Origin of the sequence: Phyllobacterium sp. 1468, assembly GCF_031455525.1 — a bacterium.
Classification (GTDB): domain Bacteria; phylum Pseudomonadota; class Alphaproteobacteria; order Rhizobiales; family Rhizobiaceae; genus Phyllobacterium.
Genome location: NZ_JAVDSX010000001.1, coordinates 16,108 through 33,897 on the forward strand (window position 1 = coordinate 16,108; position 17,790 = coordinate 33,897).

A 17,790-nucleotide genomic window follows, 5' to 3' on the forward strand; every position below is an offset into this window, starting at 1 on the left:
CTACCGCACCATAGACATCGCCATCAGCCTATCAAGCTCAATTGTGGTCGTCGGGAAAGACCGGCAGAGGCATTACATCGACACCGTCATCCACGAGCGCTTCGACTTCGTCGCGCGTGGCCTCGCCATAAATGCCGCGCTTTTCTGCCTCGCCAAAGTGAATTTTGCGGGCTTCCTCGGCAAATTCATTGCCAACATAGTCGGAATTTTCGCGAACCTTCCTGGCCATTTCACGTAATTCACTTGCCATCTTGCTCATTGCGATGGCGATCTTTTCCTTTTGACGGCCAACTGCAACCGACGGCGCCATCAAGGCCTTGTCGACTTTGTGCGAACCACAAACGGGGCAGGAAAGAAGCTGTTTCTCCACTTGCGTGTCGAAATCGTCATTGCTGCGAAACCAGCCTTCAAACTCGTGGTCATCGTCGCAATGGAGGGAAAAATGAATCATGATGCGGCGTTGAACCTCGTCACCTGTCCATCGTTTTCCACGACAACCCCGAACGGTCGGGCGTTCTTGAGGTTGGGCACCTTCGTGCGCGCCGCTGCACTCAGTGCCGGATCGATATCCGCCACGATAACCGCGGGTGCCGCATGATTGGCCTCCGCCAAAACCTCACCCCACGGCGCGACGATGATGGAATGACCATAGGTCTCCCGGCCATCCTCATGCACGCCGCCCTGAGCCGCCGAAATCATGAAGGCGCCATTCTCGATCGCCCGGGCACGCTGCAACACATGCCAATGCGCTTCACCGGTCTGCCGCGTGAAGGCGGCGGGTGCCGAAATCACCGACGCACCGGCCAATGCCTGGGCCCGGAACAATTGCGGAAAGCGCACGTCATAGCAGATGGCGAGACCGAGCCGAGCAAAAGGCAGATCAATCACGACCGTATCGGCGCCCGGCGCGTAGACAGCGGACTCGCGCCAGCTCTCGCCATTGTCGAGATCGACGTCGAACATGTGGATCTTGTCATACCGTGTGAGAATACTGCCATCCGGCCCGAAGAGAAACGCCCGGTTGGCAATCTTGCCATCGTCGCGAGCAATCGCAGTCGATCCTATATGAAGATGAATTCCGTGCGATGCCGCTAGCTCCGAAGCCGTGCGAACGATGATGTCGTCGCTCTCGCTTTTCAAAACACTGGCAAGAGCCTTGCGATCGCGCTGCAACGAACCGGTCATTTCCGGTGTCTGGACGTAGACAGCACCTTGTCCGGCAGCCTCGGCAACATAGGTCGCGAGATCGGCGGCATTGGCTTGAGGGTCTGTGCCCGAGCGCATCTGGATGGCGGCAGCGCGAAATGAACTCATATCATCGTCCTCAAGCGAGTTCGCCGGTCTTCAACAATCTGTCGAGACGGCCCTGATTTTCCAGCGCATACAAATCATCGCAACCACCGACATGTGCGTCGCCGATGAAGATTTGCGGAAATGTCGAGCGGCCATTGGCACGCGCCAGCATTTCCTGACGAGCGGTGGGCTCGATCGAGGCATTGTGCTCAGTGAAAGCGACGCCCTTTTTAGACAGAAGGCTTTTGGCGGCTGTGCAATAACCACAACCGTTACGCGTATAGATTGTTACATCAACCATTAGAAAGCTCCGTTTGCCTTTCTATATAGGCATCAAAACTTCAGGCGAAAAGACCTGTTTTTTGCGCATAAGTAGTGCCAGGGTACACTCAAAGCGACAATTCTTTGGATAACACCCGGCCGAAAGTCAGGACATCAACGCTGACTGCACCGCCTCGAAGCAAGGCGCGGGCCGCGGCCTGGACGGTCGCACCGGTTGTGTAGACGTCGTCGATCAGGAGGACATTGCGGCCGCGCACCTTGATTTCCTGCGTCACGGGCACCTTGAACGCTCCGCGCACATTGGCGACACGTTCACTCAGACCGAGGCCCACTTGCTGTTTCGTCTGTTTAATGCGTTTGAGCGCATCCGGATCGAATGCCTTGCCGCTCGACCGCGCCAGATGCCGGGCAAGTTCGGCGGATTGGTTGAACCGGCGAAACCAGAAACGCCGTGCGTGCAGCGGCACAGGCACGATAATATCGCATTCATCCAGCAATTCGCCACCGGCGCGCACCATCCAGCGCGCCATCCATGGCCCGAGGTCAGTGCGATCATTATATTTCAGCCGGTGCACCAAATCGCGGATAACGCCTTCGTGCACAGCGACCGAGCGGGCGCGCCGGAACGGGGGCGGGTCGGCAATCGCTTCCGCGGAGAGGATTTCAGCGCCAAGATCATGACTGAAGGGGATGCCGAGCACCGGGCAATAGGGCTTCTCGATGAAACGCACCCTTGACCAACATTGACCGCACAGTGAGCCCGGCTCGGCCACATGCTTGTCACAGCCGGCGCAAACCGGAGGAAACAGCAGTCCAAACAACCCATTGGTTGCGCTGCGTGCGAAGAGACTTATCGCTGCTCCGATTGTTTTCCCGCTGGTTTCCATTGCAATTCGTTCCAATGCAACGCATCTACGCCCCAACTATACAGACATCAGAGAAATCCGGAATGGATCGGCATCAGGTCTTCGATCGAAATTTACTGCTGGTGAGGCGTTTGCGCGCTTTGCGTCAGCATGGAAATTCGGCGGATTTCCTGCTTGCGCGCGCTTGCGAAGATCTGGAGGAGCGCCTGTCGGCCGTTGAACGCAAGTTCGGCGTTGCCGTGGATCTGGCAAGCCACACGGCTCTCGCCGCGCAGGCAATCCAGCGGTCCGGCAAGGTCACGACAATCGTGCGCGTGGAGCAAGCACAGCAGTTTCTCGACAACGCGTTCCCTGCAATCGTCGCGGATGAGGAGATCCTGCCGCTTAAACCGTCCAGCATCGACCTTATTGTGTCACTATTATCCTTGCATCTCACCAACGACACGCCAGGCACCCTCTTGCAAATCCGTCGAGCGCTGAAACCCGACGGTCTGTTCCTCGGTGCGATGGCCGGCGAGAATACGTTGGCGGAATTGCGCGAATGCCTGTTGGCGGCAGAGAGCGAGTTTTATGGTGGTGCCTCCCCGCGGGTCGTACCGTTTGCCGATGTCCGCGATGCCGGCGGCCTGTTGCAGCGCGCGGGTTTTACCTTGCCGGTCACCGATATGGAGACCTATACGGTGCGCTACGACTCGGCCTTCGCCCTGATTCGTGACCTGCGTGCCATGGGCATGCAGAACGTCCTGATCGGACGGTCGCGGCGGCCATTGAGGCGGCATTACTTCATGCGGGTTGCGGAGATTTATGCGGAGCGGTTCAGCGATCCCGACGGCCGGATAAGGGCAACTTTCTCGTTCATCTGGATGTCAGGCTGGGCTGCGCATGAATCGCAGCAGAAGCCTTTGAAGCCCGGCTCCGCCAAGGCATCGCTTGCCGATTTTCTGAAGGATGCGGAAACACTCGAGAAGAAATAATCGTGTGCCCATATATCCCGCCACGGTAGAGTTTTCTCAGCAGTCGCCGATCTTTGAGCCATCGCTGTTCAATATACAGACCGCCTTGGGCGAAGACTGCAGGACGCTCCGGCGAATCGTATAGGTGGACGTCGTTACCGGTTCGGGCTTCTTGATCGACCCGGTCTGGATCTCATCTATGGAGCGGCTGGTCGAATAATCGACGACAGCCTGCGAACCGCGGTCGGCAAGCGGCGCAATGATCAAAGCCAGCGCAACGGCTGCGGAGCCGAAAAGCAATGTGATCCGCAAGATACCTCCGGCTGCACCCGAAAGAGCGCTCGGTTGCAACAGTTCATCATCGAGATAGTCGTTCTTACGCCCCATGCCCCACCTGAAATACGCGTCAAGATTAACTAAAAGTCGCTCAATCAGGTGAAGGATCAATTAAGCATCAGAGTTAACGCGGCAAGAATACAGTCTGGGGTTGCGAAAAAATTATAGGAGATCGACGAGGAACGGGATGAGCGGGATATCTGCCGGCGGCATTGGATAGTCGCGCATATCCTTTGGCCGTACCCATTTGAGAACCTGGCCCTCAATCCCGCGGGGTATCCCCTCATAGCGCCGGCAGATAAACAACGGCATCAGCAGATGGAAGGTTTCATAGGTGTGGCTGGCAAAAGTCAGCGGCGCGAGGCAAGCCGGTTTGACAATGATGCCGAGTTCTTCGTGCAGTTCGCGGATCAGGCATTCTTCCGGCGTTTCGCCCGGATCGACCTTGCCGCCCGGAAACTCCCAGAGACCGGCGAGCGATTTACCTTCCGGACGCTGCGTCAGCAACACCCGTCCATCCGCATCGACCAGCGCGCAGGCCGTCACGAGAAGGATCGGTCGTTCGCTCATGTCCCCGGCGCCTGCCTGTAAGAATAGCGATAAGCTTCATTAAAGCCCATCTGCTCGTAGAGCGCGACGGCGCCGGTGTTGGCTACTTCGACCTGCAACCACGCTTTCTTCGCGCCGTGCTGCACGGCCCATTTCAATGCCGATTTGATAATCGTGCGGCCGAGGCCCACGCGACGCCGGTTAGCCGCCGTTCCTATATTGAAAAGACCTGCAAGTGCGCCATCCTGCACACAGATCGCCGTTGACACCGGTACTGCACCCTCTTCGATAACGAACAAGCCCTTGGATGGACGAATAGCATTGATAACTTCAAAAAGGCCAGGTTTTAGCGTCGCATCGTCTCCCTGTACCTGCAAGGCGGCGTCGATAAATCGACCTATGTCTTTGAGCGGAATTTGATCGATTGCGTCCGCAAGATCGACATTCGCCAGATCGACGACCATGACCATGGATTCGTCGAAACGTACCCAGCCGAGCTCCTCGAGGTATTCGTCGAGCGCTTCCGGCGCGAGTGGTGACTGGCGGAAAATCGGCGGTCTGCCATAGGCGCGAAACCGTTGTGCTGCACGTGCCACCCGCTGTTCGAGATTGCCGGTATCACCGGGATCAAGCGGATTGACCGAATTCAACCGCTTCGATGGGTGGCTGGCCGTCATGCGAATTGCCCAGCTTCCATCGTAATGCACCGACGATGCGGGCCAGGACCGGAAGCCGACTGCCTCAAACTGTCTGATTTGGGCTAACTGCATGCATGATCCCTACTAAAGCCGAAGCGAAAATTCGTCAGGGCGTGGCATAAATGTTTTTTTCGAGCACCCAAGCGCAGCGCAAATTGGGTACGTGGGCATCGGAGCGGAAAAAAGCGCCATTTGCTGCACGTCATGGCGAATTTTCGGAGGGCTTTCAGCTGCGATAATCGCCATTGATCGCCACATATTCCTTGGTCAGGTCACAGGTCCAGACAATCGCCTTGCCTTTGCCGAGACCGATGTCGACACGGATCTTGATATCGTCATTCTTCATATAGGCGGAGGTCGCTTCTTCCGAATAGTCCGGATCGCGCTCGCCTTCGCGGGCCACGCGGATATCCCCGAACCAGATCGCCAGCCGGTCGCGGTCCGCCGGTTCGCCCGCCTTGCCGACGGCCATGACGACGCGGCCCCAATTGGCGTCCTCGCCAGCAGCAGCTGTCTTGACCAGCGGCGAATTTGCAATGGACAACGCAATGCGTTTGGCAGATCGCGCGGAGGTTGCACCCGTTACGCTGATTTCGAGCATCTTGCGTGCGCCCTCGCCGTCGCGCACCACTTGCAGCGCGAGATCCTTCAGAACGCGGTCAAGCGCTTTGGCGAAAGGCTTGAGACGCTTGTCCTTGAGCTTCGTAACCGGCGCGGCGCCCCGCTCGGCAGCCGCCCCGGTGGCGAAAAGCAGCAGTGTGTCGGATGTCGATGTATCGCTGTCGACGGTCACGGAATTGAAACTCTTGCCCACGGATTTCGACAGGAGCTTCTGCAGCACATCGGCCGCGATCGGCGCATCGGTGGCTACGAAAGACAGCATCGTGGCCATATCCGGCGCGATCATGCCAGCACCTTTGGCGATGCCGTTTATTGTCACCGGCACGCGGCCCAGGAGTACTGTTTCGGTTGCGACCTTGGGAAATGTGTCGGTCGTCATGATGGCGCTCGCGGCATCTTGCCAGCGCTCGGCAACGGCATTCTTCGTCATGTCCGTCAAAAGATGGCTGAATTTACCCGCATCGAGCGGCTCACCGATCACGCCGGTCGAGGCCAGAAAAACCTGATGAGGCTTGCATCCCACAGCCTTGGCGGCCGCTGCAGCGGTCAACTTGGCAGACTCGCGACCCTTTTTCCCGGTAAATGCATTGGCATTGCCGGAATTGACAACGACGGCCCGCGCCGTGCCACCCTCAAGACTTGTACGGCAGTAATCCACGGCTGCCGAAGGGCATTTGGACCGTGTGAATACACCGGCCACCGCCGTTGGCCGATCGAATACGATGAGCAAAACATCTGTCCGGCTCTTGTATTTGATACCGGCTTCAGCTGTGGCGATCTTTACTCCGTGGATTTCCGGCATGGTCGGATAATGTTTCGGAGCCAGCGGAGAGACGGATGTGGACATCGGCTACCTCAAGAAGCGCTTTTTTGACAGGTCACAAATTACCGAAGGAAGACCCGGCGACTTGCACCGGGTCTTATAGTGTTACTGCTGGGCTTCGGTTGCAGCCTTGATCGCCGCTTCCGTTGCCGGATCGGTATATTCGATCTTCAAGTCGCCGCGGTCCTTCTTGACCAGCTCCATGTACTTCTCGCGAATGAGGATGGATTTCACCTGGTCCTTGACCTGATCGAACGCCGGCGGCTGTTGGGTGCGCTTGTCTTCGAGCTTGATCACATGGAAGCCGAACTGGGTCTGTACGGGTTCTTTGGTGTACTGGCCGACTTCCAGCGCATTGGCTGCCTTGTCAAACTCCGGCACCATCTGTCCTGGTCCGAAGTAACCGAGGTCGCCGCCCTGGGCAGCGGAGCCGTCCGTCGACTTCTCCTTGGCGACGTCTTCGAATTTTGCTCCGCCATCGAGCTGCTTGATGATGGCTTCGGCCTCTTCCTTGGTCTTCACCAGAATGTGACGGGCGCGGACTTCATTTTGTGGCGGCATCGCTGCGATTTCCTTATCGTAGCGGGCGCGAATGTCAGCGTCGGTGATTTTGTCGACAACTTGCTGCTTGAAGTAGTCATTGTGCAGGGCGCGGTCCTTGAGGAACTCGAGACGAGCCTGGAATTCAGGGGTCTGGTCAAGCTTTTCGGCCTCAGCCTTGGCCGCAAGCGACTTGATGTCGATAATGGCAGCCAGGGCGGCCAATCGCCGCTGGTCGTCAGGCAGCTTGGCAAATTGCGGATCGAGGTCCGCAGAAATCTGGTCTACATCCTTGTTGGTGATCTTGCTGCCGTTGATCGTTGCAAGCACTTTGTCGGGATCGGCCTTGGCAGTATCCGCCTGTGCGGCATCTGGCTTGGCTGGTTCCGTTTTACCGGCTTCCTGGGCCATTGCCACAGAGGATATACCGGTCAAAAGTGCAGCGACAGTCATTAATGAAAGGGTTTTACGCAATTGGTTCATGGGTCAATTTCTCCTTGGGAGGACCGGTACGGGGTATGAATACGGCAGAATTTTGCCATGAGGCTGCGATCGATCGCTTGTTGCTTCAACATTGACATCATTCGTGCCCCCTCTTATCTGTCCATCGGCTTTGCGTCCAGATAGCTTGGCAACAGATAGACTTATACCTTGGGCTTGGTGTCCGTAATGTATCAGGCGTCTTGAATGTCAGGTTTTGGATGCCTCAAATGCCACAGTTGCTGGCAAAACGTATTATAGAGAGGACCAGGGATGGTCAGTTTCGGCGGCCTCGCCCGCAAGATTTTCGGCTCCTCGAATGAGCGCCGCGTCCGCAGCTTCAAACCCCGCGTTGACCAGATCAATGCGCTTGAGGCAGAAATCTCGTCGCTTACCGACGAAGAGCTCAAGGCAAAAACCGCGGAATTTCGCGAAAAGCTCGCCAATGGCACCAAGCTCGACGATCTCCTTGTTCCGGCATTCGCCGTGGCACGTGAGGCTGCCAAGCGTGTTCTTGGCATGCGCCCGTTCGATGTCCAGTTGATCGGCGGCATGGTTCTGCACAATGGCGGCATTTCCGAAATGCGCACCGGCGAAGGCAAAACGCTTGTCGCTACCCTGCCGGTCTATCTGAATGCGCTGGAAGGCAAAGGCGTTCATGTCGTCACCGTGAACGACTACCTCGCCACCCGCGATGCGCACTGGATGGGCCAGATTTATAATTTCCTCGGCCTCTCCTATGGCATCATCGTGCATGGTCTCGACGATGAAGAGCGTGCCAAGGCCTATAACGCCGATATCACTTACGCCACCAACAACGAACTCGGCTTCGACTACCTGCGCGACAATATGAAATATGAGCGCGCCCAGATGGTGCAGCGTCCGCACAACTACGCGATCGTCGACGAAGTGGATTCGATCCTCGTCGATGAAGCGCGCACGCCACTGATCATTTCCGGACCGCTCGACGACCGGTCCGATTTCTACAATCTCATCGATACGTTTATCAAACCATTGAACCCTGAAGACTATGAGATCGACGAGAAGCAGAAGACTGCGATCTTTACGGAAGAGGGGACCGAGAAGCTCGAAAACCTCCTGAAGGAAGCCGGCCATCTCAAGGGCGAAGGCCTTTACGATATCGAAAACGTTGCCGTCGTCCACCACGTCAACAATGCATTGCGGGCGCACAAGCTCTTCCAGAAGGACAAGGACTACATCGTTCGCAACGACGAAATCGTTATCATCGATGAGTTCACCGGCCGTATGATGCCGGGCCGCCGTTTCTCGGAAGGCTTGCACCAGGCGCTTGAAGCCAAGGAACATGTGACGATCCAGCCGGAAAACCAGACACTGGCTTCGATCACCTTCCAGAACTATTTCCGCATGTATAAGAAACTTGCCGGCATGACCGGTACAGCTTCCACCGAAGCGGAAGAATTCGGCAACATCTATGGTCTCGAAGTAACGGAAATTCCGACCAATCTTCCGGTTCAGCGTCTCGACGAGGACGACGAGGTCTACCGCACCGTCGAGGAAAAATACAAGGCGATCGTTCGCGATATTCGTGAAGCCACGGCCAAGGGCCAGCCTGTTCTCGTTGGCACTACGTCGATCGAAAAATCCGAGCAATTGGCTGAACGCTTGCGCAAGGAAGGTTTCAAGGACTTCCAGGTTTTGAATGCGCGCTATCATGAGCAGGAAGCCCATATCGTCGCGCAAGCCGGCGTACCGGGTGCAATCACCATCGCCACCAACATGGCAGGTCGTGGTACCGACATTCAGCTAGGCGGCAATCTGGAAATGCGCATAGCACGCGAACTCGACGATATGGCCGAGGGCGAAGAGCGCAAGGCAAAAGAAGCGGCGATCCGGGCGGATATCGCCAAGCTCAAGGAAAAGGCACTTGCGGCTGGCGGGCTTTACGTTCTTGCGACCGAACGCCATGAAAGCCGCCGCATCGACAATCAGTTGCGCGGCCGTTCAGGCCGTCAGGGCGATCCCGGGCGCTCGAAGTTCTTTCTGTCGCTGCAGGACGATCTGATGCGGATTTTCGGCTCCGAACGCATGGATGGCATGCTGCAGAAGCTTGGCCTCAAGGAAGACGAAGCCATCGTCCATCCCTGGATCAACAAGGCGCTGGAAAAAGCGCAGAAAAAGGTCGAGGCGCGCAACTTCGATATCCGCAAGAACCTTCTGAAATATGATGACGTGATGAATGATCAGCGCAAGGTCATCTTCGAACAACGCATCGAACTGATGGACAGCACCGATCTCAGCCAGACCACCAGGGAAATGCGCGAGGATGTGGTGGACGATCTGCTCGCACGCTACACGCCCGAAGGCGCTTACGCGGAACAATGGAAGATCGCCGAACTCGACGAGGATGTGCGCAATATTCTCAATCTCAACCTGCCGATCACCGAATGGGCCCTTGAAGACGGCATTACGCCGGACGATATCCGGGAGCGTCTGACGGAAGCCGTTGAGAAGGCAGCCGCCGATCGTGCCGAGCGCTTTGGTCCGGAAATCATGGCCTATGTCGAGAAGTCTGTCATTTTGCAGACCCTCGATGCCCTGTGGCGCGAACACCTGGTCAATCTCGACCATCTTCGTTCGGTCGTCGGCTTCCGCGGTTACGCCCAGCGCGACCCGCTCAATGAGTACAAGAGCGAGGGGTTCGAGCTCTTCCAGACGCTTCTTGCCAATTTACGCCAGAACGTCACGAGCCAGCTGATGCGCGTGGAGCTCGTGCGCGAAGCCGCAAGCGCGCCTGAGCCGGAATTGCCGGTGATGGAAGCACATCACCTCGATGGCCTCACGGGTGAGGACGATTTCGGTGGCGGCAGTGCTCTTGCGGTACAGCAGGATTTGCGCGTCGTCGATCCGAAGGATCGCGATCCGAATAATCCGCAGACGTGGGGCAAGGTTGGCCGCAATGAGGCCTGCCCTTGCGGTTCGGGCAAGAAATACAAGCATTGCCACGGCGCTTTCGTCTGACACACCCGAAGGCCGCGTCCCAACGCGGCCTTTTCTCTTCCTCCAACTGCACAAGCCGTTGACTTTCCGAACCGTTTCTAAACGTTTACGCAGTAAGCGTCTTTCATTGGAAACGAGTGGAGCTGCCATTGCGAATTTCTGCGGTCAAAGCTGCAGACCGGTATCTGCCGGGGAAACTGTCAAAGCAGCTCCGTCCGTTGCTCGTCCGCTGCGACCAGCTGTTTGACGGTTCAATGGAGCACGCCGCAGCGCAGCGCGTGTCACTCATCGCCTTTTCCATCCGTATCATCAGCGCCGCCATCGCACTCGTGTCGCAGGTCATCTTCGCACGCTGGATGGGCCAGTTCGAATACGGCATTTTCGTCCTTGTCTGGGTGACGGTCGTTATTCTCGGGAATCTCTCCTGCCTGGGTTTCCAGACCAGTGTCATCCGCTTCGTGCCGGAATATCTGGAACATGGCCAGCTTGATCACCTGCGCGGCATTTTGTTCACGAGCAAGATATTCGCGCTTGGCCTGACAACCTGCATCGCGATCATCGGCGCTGCCGGCGTCTATTTCTTGCGCGATGCAATCGAATCCTACTACGTCGCGCCCTTCATCATCGGCTTCATCTGCCTGCCGATGATAGCGCTCGGCGATACGCTGGACGGAACCGCCCGGTCACGATCCTGGGCATTGGTCGCGTTGACGCCGACCTATATCATCCGTCCAATTCTCACCCTTGTCATCATGACCATCGCCCATATCGCGGGCTTCCCGCCGACAGCAGTCGCAGCGGTGATATCGGCCATCATAGCAACCTATATGACCTCTTTGGTGCAATTATCCGTCGTCAATCACAGGTTCAAGGAGGTTGTATCGGCCGGTCCAAAAGCGATCCGTTTTGGAGAATGGTTCGCGGTCTCGCTGCCGATCTTTCTGGTCGAAGGATTCTTCTTCCTTTTGACCAATGCCGACGTCCTGATGGTCGGCCGCTTTATGGATCCGGACAAGGTCGCGACCTATTTCGCGACGGTCAAATTGCTCGCATTGGTCCATTTCGTCTATTTCTCGGTCAAGGCGGGTGCCGCCCAGCGCTATGCCGAGTTGATGCATACCCATGATCATGACCAGCTTGCGCAATTTGCCAGCGATACGGCGCGCTGGACCTTCTGGCCATCCTTGGCTATGGCGCTCATCCTTCTCGTTCTCGGCAAGCCGCTGCTTCTGCTCTTTGGCGCCCAGTTTACCGATGGTTATCCGCTGTTGTTCATTCTGGTGATCGGTGTCGTCGCCCGCGCTTCGGTCGGTCCTGCGGAAAGCCTCCTCAATATGGCCGGCAAGCAGAAAATCTGCGCCATGGTCTATGCGGTCACACTGATTGTTAATATCTGTCTCAGCATTGTATTGATACCGGCCTACGGCCTTGCCGGTGCCGCTTTTGCGACTGCATTCTCGATGGTGTTTGAAGCGGTGACGCTGGCGCTGACTGTTTACAATCGTCTGAACATTACGATGTTCGTTTTTGCGGGCAGGACAGACGCTGCCAAGGAAGAAGTCTGATGGCAGCCATACCGCTTCTCGAAGAACTTGCCGGAGGCCCGTCCTCGCAGATTCTCTCCCAGCTCTCGGGCTTCGAGTCGCACGAGGCAAGCAAGCAGCTCGAGGAAACCCTGGGCACGCGTGCCGTTCCACGCAAGCTTTCCGTCTATTCTGCCTCTGCCGGTTTCGAACTGCTCGATGAACTCGAATATCTGACCTATCGCACGGTCGAACCGAACATCTTCTTCAATCCGCGTTTCCTCGCCCCCGCAATGCCACGTCTCGACGACCGGCAGGTCCGCTTCATGGTCATGCGCGACGAAAACGATGTGAAGAGCCGTCTGCGCTTCCTCATGCCCTATACGATCGAGCGGCCGGGGTTCAATGTGACGGCTTCCATCATCCGCGCCTGGGCCACGCCCTTCGGGCCGCAGGGTACGCCGTTGATCGACCGGGACGATCCGGTCGGCGTGCTCAATGACCTGTTCGACATGCTGGGGCGCAAGCACCTGAAGTTCCCCGAAATTCTGGTGCTGCCGGACATACTGCTGAACCGCACCGCGGCACAGCTGATCCGCGCCATCGCGCTGGATCGCAATCTTACGATGGTGACCGTCAACCAGGTCGAGCGGCCCTTCCTTGAAAGCACCAAGGAAGGCGAAGAGTATTTGCGTGCTGCAATTGGTGCCAAACATGCCAAGGAATATCGCCGGCTGTGGCGCCGCCTCGCCGATAAGGGCAAGCTGACCTATACCGTCAGCCGCAGCGAAGAAGATATCCGCGTGCGGCTGGAGGATTTTCTCGTGCTCGAAGCCAGCGGCTGGAAAGGCCAGCGCGGCTCCGCCATGGCGGTCGACCGTTTCCGGGCTGCCTTTGCCCGCGAGGCGGTCAACAACCTCGCGACCCGCGATCTTGCTCGCATCCACACACTCGAACTCGACGGCAAGACCATCGCCGTTCTCGTGGTCTTCGTCGAGGCCGGCGAAGCGTGGACGTGGAAAACCGCCTATGACGAAAGTCTCGCAGCCTATTCGCCCGGCGTTCTCCTGATGATCGAGATGCTGAAAAACCATCTGGACGATCCGAACATCGATCGGACGGATTCCTGCGCCGTACCTGACCATCCTGTCGCATCGCGCCTGTTCATGGAACGTGAACCGGTTGGCACGCTGGTGATCGGGCTGACACCCGCCGCCGACCGCGCCGCCCGTCAGGCGGCTTCCCAGCTTCACCTTTACCGGCGCACGCAGAATATCGCGCGTCTCGTCCGCGAACGCCTGCGGAATTTGACGGGCCGGAAGTAGGCCGGGTTATTGTCAGGTCATGCGGAGAGAGCGTCGCTGTGCATTTGGCGTTGCCAGGATAGCGTCAGGCTTCTAGATAGCAGAAGCGCTCCTCGACGATCTTTCCATCCTGGACCGTATAGATTCCAACTTCATCCATGGTCATGCGCTGACCCGTAGCCTTGGGTGTAACGTCCATGGTGAAGCGCACAACAAACTGGTCGCCGTTGACATATGGACCTTCCACGTTAGCACCATGCACGTCGTGGTTCGCCTGCCACCACTCGCCCTTGGCCTTGACGGCATCCTTGCCACGGCAAACGGCCATTGGGCCTTCCATGGCTTCATAGCTTACGATGGCGTCGGAATTGTATTTTGCGCCCGCGCCCTCGTGATCACCGTTTTTCAGAATATTCGTGAAATCCTTTGCAAGTTCTAGCGTTGTCATGTGCTGTCTCCTGTTCAAAGCGATAGGCTCTCACCATACCATTCACCGCCGATGGTGAATATGTTCTTCTGAAGAGGTCACGCCACTTTGAATTTTGGGAAAACGAAACCGCCCATCCAACGGCATTTATACGGCCCGCAGACCTGTACCCGTGAAGGTTCGGACCTTGATCTGACCGCTTTGAACAAGACGCTCAACCTTGCCGTCGGTAGAATTGCCGCTGCGCTTCTGGTACTCGGCCTGAAATATTTCGCCTACGTGCCGACTGCTGGCATTGCCTTTTCGGAAGCACTGGAGGACATCATCCTGTTGGTGCCCCCTGCCGGAATCGAACCAGCACTCCTTTCGGAACCTGATTTTGAGTCAGGCGCGTCTACCAATTCCGCCAAGGGGGCCGCAAGAGCGTCGGACATGGGTGGACCCACGACCGTGAAAAGCCAAATACATGCAGAGCCACCCTTCGGTCAACAGCAATAAGAGGATTTCTTAAATGTAACACAGTCGTGTGTTGCCCTGCCCGCATGAGACAAATAGAGGCCAATGGCCAGGAAAACAGCCTTGGCAAAAATTGAGCGAAACGATTCCATTTGGTTTCGGTTTGCTCTAAAGATCACCCGACCTTTCAAAATAGCCTCCCCACAGGAACCGACTTGATGCTGCGCAGACTATACGATTGGACCATGTCTCTGGCTGCGCGCAAATCGGCGGAAGTCTGGCTTGCCGTCATTGCATTCATCGAAAGCTCGGTGTTCCTTGTCCCCGCCGATGTGCTGTTCCTCCCGATGGCGCTGGCGCGTCCGCAGCGCGCCTACCGTTATGCGCTGGTGGCGACCGTCGCGTCTGTCCTTGGAGGCATAGCGGGCTGGCTGCTCGGCTACTACGCCTATGAAACATTGGCGAAACCGATCCTTGAAATGTACGGCAAGCTCGAGGCCTTCGAACAATTGCGCGGTTCGACCAGCGCCGATGCGATCCTGCTCCTGCTCGTCACATCGGGCCTCGCCCACCTGCCGCCCATCAAGGTCGTGACGATCCTTTCCGGAGCGGCTGGCATCAATATCTGGCTGTTCATTATCTCGGCGGTGCTTGCGCGCGGCGCGCGCTTTTTCTTCCTGGCCTGGCTGTTGAGGCGGTATGGGGAGCCTATTCGCGGCTTCATCGAAAAGCGACTTGGCCTGATTGCAGGCGCAGCAGCCCTTGTCCTGATTTTGCTCTATGCAGTGTTCCACTACACACAATTGTAAGGCGATTGCCATGAACGAGGACGCGAGATACGATGACTGCAACCAATTCCTCCATCCATTTCAGGACGGCTCTGTTTCTTCTCCTCGCCATGGTTTTCACGGTCGGGACCGCGCTCGGCTTCCAATATGTTGGCGGATATCTGCCGTGCAAACTGTGCCTGGAACAGCGCTTTCCCTATTATGCCGGCATTCCGCTGATGGCATTGGCCGTTGCTTCGTCCAGTCTGAAATGGCCAGCGAGCCTTACGCGCCTGCTTTTGGCACTGGGAGGGCTCCTCATGCTCATTGGCCTCGGCCTCGCCGTCTTCCATGCGGGCGTCGAATGGAAATTCTGGGCGGGACCGACGGATTGTACCGCAGTGTCGATGTCCATCACCACCGATGCGGGTAATCTTCTGAAGGATATGAACGCCATTCACCCGCCCGCATGCGATACGGCCGCGCTGCGCGTGCTTGGCCTGTCCTTTGCCGGCTGGAATGCCATCGCGAGCTTTATCCTGATGATCGTTGCTTTCCGGGGCGCAAAGAAGGCGTAGGCGGCACTTGTCTTTCCCCCAAGAAGGGGGTCGGCACAGGTCTCAGGGTTCGAGTTCGACATCCCAGTAGAGATAGTCCATCCAGCTTTCGTGCAGATGGTTTGGCGGAAACAGCCGGCCGTTATTGTGCAAATCATGCACCGTCGGCTCATAGGGCTTCTGCCGCGGCCACATTTTGGCACGGTTCGGCATCAGCCCGCCCTTGCGAAGATTGCAGGGCGAACAGGCTGCCACGACATTCTCCCAGATCGTTTCGCCGCCGGCGCAGCGCGGGATGACGTGGTCGAAAGTCAGGTCTTCTTCCGAGCCGCAATATTGGCATTCGAACCGGTCGCGCAGGAAGACGTTGAACCGGGTAAAGGCTGGATTGCGGGAGGGTTTGATGTATGTCTTGAGCGATACCACGCTCGGCAGCCGCATCGCGAAGGAGGGCGAGGAAACCTCATGCTCATATTCGGCGACGATGTTCACACGGTCAAGAAAAACCGCCTTGATCGCGTCCTGCCAGGACCAGAGCGACAAGGGATAATAACTGAGCGGACGGTAGTCCGCATTGAGTACCAGAGCCGGTAACCCGTCCGGCGAGACGGCTATTGTCAAGGAATCAACTCCCAATCCAACCATCAGGCTTGCATTATTGTAAGCTGGACGTGACAGGAATGTGAAGCAAATTGCGGTGTTTGCTGAGGAAAAACCCCGTTATTTCAACTTCATGGCACTGGTGTGCCATCACGGCCACGCGTTGCGGCATAGTAAGCCCAGAAAAGTCGGGCGGCAACACCGCGCCACGGCGTCCAGCGCTCGGCAAACAGCCGCAGCGCCTTGGAGTCCGGCCGCACTGATTCGCCGTAGGCATGGGCATAGGCGTGCTGAAGCGCGACGTCTCCCGACGGGAAGACATCCGCATGGCCCGCAGAAAACAGCAGATAGACTTCCGCTGTCCAGGGACCGATGCCCTTCACACTGGTCATGACCTGCATGGCCTCGTCGATCGGCATGTCCGCCAAAGCGGTCAGGTCCAGTCTTCCGGCGATGACCGCTTCGCTGATCCGGGCGAGAGTCGCCTGTTTGGCGCGGGATAGGCCGGCAACCCGCCACGCCGCCTCGCCGGCCGCAAGATAGTTTTCCGGTGTCAGGGGGTCGACGATGCTGACAAGCCGCTTCCAGATCGAATCGGCGCTGGCCTTGGAGACCTGCTGCGAAACGATCACCGAGGCGAGGCTTTCGAAGCCCGGTACGGAGCGGCGCAGCGGCAGCGGCCCGGCGCGTTCGGCTATCGCCACAAGTTCGGGGTGGGTTTGCAGCAAGGCATCCAGTCCTTCCGCGATATCCTCCAGCGTATCAATTCTGCGCATTTCAATCGTTCACTTTGCTTCGTTTGGGAAACACCGTATCAATTGCCGCGATACCCACGCAAGAACGCCACGCATCACTCATGACAGTTCCGGTATTTCGTTTTGCCCCAAGTCCCAACGGCCATCTGCATCTCGGCCATGCTTATTCGGCGTTGCTCAACCAGCAGATGGCGCGCGATGCAGGCGGCAGATTGCTCCTGCGCATGGAGGATATCGACCGGGAGCGCTGCACCCCGGAACTCGAACAGACCATGCAGGAGGATCTGCGCTGGATCGGCTTCGATTGGGAAAAGCCGGTCCGCCGCCAGTCGGAACACTTCCCTGTCTACCGCGAAGCGCTGGATAAACTGATCGATATGGACCTTGTCTATCCATCGTTTCTAAGCCGCGGCGCGATCAAACGCGAAATCGAAAACCTCGGCGGAAATGCGAGTTGGCCGCGCGATCCGGACGGAGCCCTGCTCTATCCGCAAACGGACCGGCAGCTGTCAAACGTCGAGCGCGAACGGCGTTTGAGTGAAGGCCAAGCGTTTTCGTGGCGTCTGAACATGGACCGTGCACTCGAACATATCGGCGAGCCACTCTTCTGGACCGAACTTGCCGGTGAAAGACGTACCATTGAGGCCGCACCCCGCGATTGGGGGGACGTCATCATTGCACGAAAAGATATGCCGACGAGCTATCATCTATCCGTCGTCATCGACGATGCGCTGCAAGGCATCACCCACGTCGTGCGCGGCAAGGACCTTTTCCAGGCGACGAGTGTTCATCGCCTGCTGCAGCGATTGTTCGATATCGCGCCCCCTCTCTATCACCACCATGCACTTATCCTGGATCACGACGGCGAGAAACTTTCAAAAAGCCGCAAGGACACCGCGTTGCGTTCACTGCGGCAAGAAGGTGTCACCTGTCAGGAGATACACGCTATGGTCGGGTTGTGATCTATCGCCGATGTTCGTT

The 17,790-nt window shown here is 57.3% G+C and carries 19 protein-coding genes and 1 tRNA gene; 7 read left to right on the top strand and 13 right to left on the bottom strand.

What is annotated here, in order from left to right:
• Positions 1 to 37 precede the first annotated feature (37 nt).
• The 4 genes from J2X72_RS00065 to J2X72_RS00080 all read right to left on the bottom strand — a co-directional run bounded on the left by J2X72_RS00065 (position 38) and on the right by J2X72_RS00080 (position 2,462).
• Positions 38 to 451 carry a DUF1178 family protein gene (locus J2X72_RS00065; RefSeq protein ID WP_310067118.1) on the bottom strand — a complete coding sequence of 138 codons (414 nt, stop codon included), beginning with the start codon at positions 449 to 451 and terminating at the stop codon, positions 38 to 40.
• Positions 448 to 1,314, bottom strand: a complete 867-nt coding sequence (locus tag J2X72_RS00070) for a carbon-nitrogen hydrolase family protein (protein ID WP_310067121.1) — start codon at positions 1,312 to 1,314, stop codon at positions 448 to 450. The genes J2X72_RS00065 and J2X72_RS00070 overlap by 4 nt, the downstream gene beginning before the upstream one ends.
• A 10-nt stretch (positions 1,315 to 1,324) precedes the next feature.
• Complete coding sequence (gene grxC / locus J2X72_RS00075; RefSeq protein ID WP_209999596.1) at positions 1,325 to 1,594, bottom strand: glutaredoxin 3; 270 nt, start codon at positions 1,592 to 1,594, stop codon at positions 1,325 to 1,327.
• 88 nt (positions 1,595 to 1,682) lie between these two features.
• Complete coding sequence (locus tag J2X72_RS00080) at positions 1,683 to 2,462, bottom strand: ComF family protein (RefSeq protein WP_209999595.1); 780 nt, start codon at positions 2,460 to 2,462, stop codon at positions 1,683 to 1,685.
• Positions 2,463 to 2,524: 62 nt separating this feature from the next.
• Here J2X72_RS00080 and J2X72_RS00085 point away from each other — a divergent pair, with 62 nt between their 5' ends.
• Positions 2,525 to 3,415, top strand: a complete 891-nt coding sequence (locus J2X72_RS00085; protein WP_310067125.1) for a methyltransferase domain-containing protein — start codon at positions 2,525 to 2,527, stop codon at positions 3,413 to 3,415.
• A gap of 36 nt (positions 3,416 to 3,451) precedes the next feature.
• Here J2X72_RS00085 and J2X72_RS00090 read toward each other — a convergent pair whose 3' ends face one another.
• The 5 genes from J2X72_RS00090 to J2X72_RS00110 form a co-directional block, all read right to left on the bottom strand.
• Positions 3,452 to 3,781, bottom strand: coding sequence for a hypothetical protein (locus tag J2X72_RS00090; protein WP_310067128.1), 330 nt, complete (start codon positions 3,779 to 3,781; stop codon positions 3,452 to 3,454).
• Positions 3,782 to 3,892: 111 nt separating this feature from the next.
• Positions 3,893 to 4,300 carry a (deoxy)nucleoside triphosphate pyrophosphohydrolase gene (locus J2X72_RS00095; protein ID WP_310067131.1) on the bottom strand — a complete coding sequence of 136 codons (408 nt, stop codon included), beginning with the start codon at positions 4,298 to 4,300 and terminating at the stop codon, positions 3,893 to 3,895.
• A complete protein-coding gene (locus tag J2X72_RS00100) occupies positions 4,297 to 5,049 on the bottom strand; it encodes a GNAT family N-acetyltransferase (protein ID WP_310067134.1) in 753 nt (250 codons plus the stop codon). Before J2X72_RS00100 ends, J2X72_RS00095 begins: the two co-directional genes overlap by 4 nt.
• 154 nt (positions 5,050 to 5,203) lie before the next feature.
• The gene (gene argJ / locus J2X72_RS00105) at positions 5,204 to 6,445 is read right to left on the bottom strand and encodes a bifunctional glutamate N-acetyltransferase/amino-acid acetyltransferase ArgJ (protein ID WP_310067137.1); all 1,242 of its coding nucleotides are present in this window, start codon (positions 6,443 to 6,445) and stop codon (positions 5,204 to 5,206) included.
• 81 nt (positions 6,446 to 6,526) lie between these two features.
• Positions 6,527 to 7,444 (bottom strand): peptidylprolyl isomerase, encoded by a 918-nt coding sequence (locus J2X72_RS00110; RefSeq protein ID WP_209999568.1) that lies wholly within the window; start codon positions 7,442 to 7,444, stop codon positions 6,527 to 6,529.
• Positions 7,445 to 7,714: 270 nt separating this feature from the next.
• On the opposite strand from J2X72_RS00110, the gene secA reads away from it, so the two are divergent.
• The 3 genes from secA to bspF all read left to right on the top strand — a co-directional run bounded on the left by secA (position 7,715) and on the right by bspF (position 13,268).
• Positions 7,715 to 10,441 carry a preprotein translocase subunit SecA gene (gene secA, locus J2X72_RS00115; protein ID WP_310067142.1) on the top strand — a complete coding sequence of 909 codons (2,727 nt, stop codon included), beginning with the start codon at positions 7,715 to 7,717 and terminating at the stop codon, positions 10,439 to 10,441.
• Between the two features lie 128 nt (positions 10,442 to 10,569).
• Complete coding sequence (locus J2X72_RS00120) at positions 10,570 to 11,985, top strand: lipopolysaccharide biosynthesis protein (RefSeq protein WP_310067143.1); 1,416 nt, start codon at positions 10,570 to 10,572, stop codon at positions 11,983 to 11,985.
• Positions 11,985 to 13,268, top strand: coding sequence for a type IV secretion system effector crotonyl transferase BspF (gene bspF / locus J2X72_RS00125; protein ID WP_310067146.1), 1,284 nt, complete (start codon positions 11,985 to 11,987; stop codon positions 13,266 to 13,268). Before J2X72_RS00120 ends, bspF begins: the two co-directional genes overlap by 1 nt.
• A 64-nt stretch (positions 13,269 to 13,332) precedes the next feature.
• On the opposite strand, the gene J2X72_RS00130 is transcribed toward bspF, so the two are convergent.
• Both J2X72_RS00130 and J2X72_RS00135 read right to left on the bottom strand, forming a co-directional pair.
• On the bottom strand, positions 13,333 to 13,695 hold the full coding sequence (locus J2X72_RS00130; RefSeq protein WP_209999557.1) for a SnoaL-like domain-containing protein: 363 nt from the start codon (positions 13,693 to 13,695) through the stop codon (positions 13,333 to 13,335).
• A 310-nt stretch (positions 13,696 to 14,005) separates the two neighbouring features.
• A tRNA-Leu gene (locus J2X72_RS00135) sits at positions 14,006 to 14,090 on the bottom strand.
• Between the two features lie 258 nt (positions 14,091 to 14,348).
• Here J2X72_RS00135 and J2X72_RS00140 point away from each other — a divergent pair.
• Complete coding sequence (locus J2X72_RS00140; protein WP_310067151.1) at positions 14,349 to 14,939, top strand: YqaA family protein; 591 nt, start codon at positions 14,349 to 14,351, stop codon at positions 14,937 to 14,939.
• Positions 14,940 to 14,971: 32 nt separating this feature from the next.
• Positions 14,972 to 15,475 (top strand): disulfide bond formation protein B, encoded by a 504-nt coding sequence (locus tag J2X72_RS00145; RefSeq protein ID WP_310067155.1) that lies wholly within the window; start codon positions 14,972 to 14,974, stop codon positions 15,473 to 15,475.
• A gap of 42 nt (positions 15,476 to 15,517) precedes the next feature.
• Here the strand turns inward: J2X72_RS00145 and J2X72_RS00150 are convergent, their stop codons facing one another.
• Positions 15,518 to 16,075, bottom strand: a complete 558-nt coding sequence (locus tag J2X72_RS00150; RefSeq protein ID WP_114431685.1) for an HNH endonuclease — start codon at positions 16,073 to 16,075, stop codon at positions 15,518 to 15,520.
• Positions 16,076 to 16,185: 110 nt separating this feature from the next.
• A complete protein-coding gene (locus J2X72_RS00155) occupies positions 16,186 to 16,830 on the bottom strand; it encodes a DNA-3-methyladenine glycosylase (RefSeq protein WP_310067162.1) in 645 nt (214 codons plus the stop codon).
• An 80-nt stretch (positions 16,831 to 16,910) separates the two neighbouring features.
• On the opposite strand from J2X72_RS00155, the gene gluQRS reads away from it, so the two are divergent.
• The gene (gluQRS, locus tag J2X72_RS00160) at positions 16,911 to 17,771 is read left to right on the top strand and encodes a tRNA glutamyl-Q(34) synthetase GluQRS (protein ID WP_310067164.1); all 861 of its coding nucleotides are present in this window, start codon (positions 16,911 to 16,913) and stop codon (positions 17,769 to 17,771) included.
• Positions 17,772 to 17,790 lie beyond the last annotated feature (19 nt).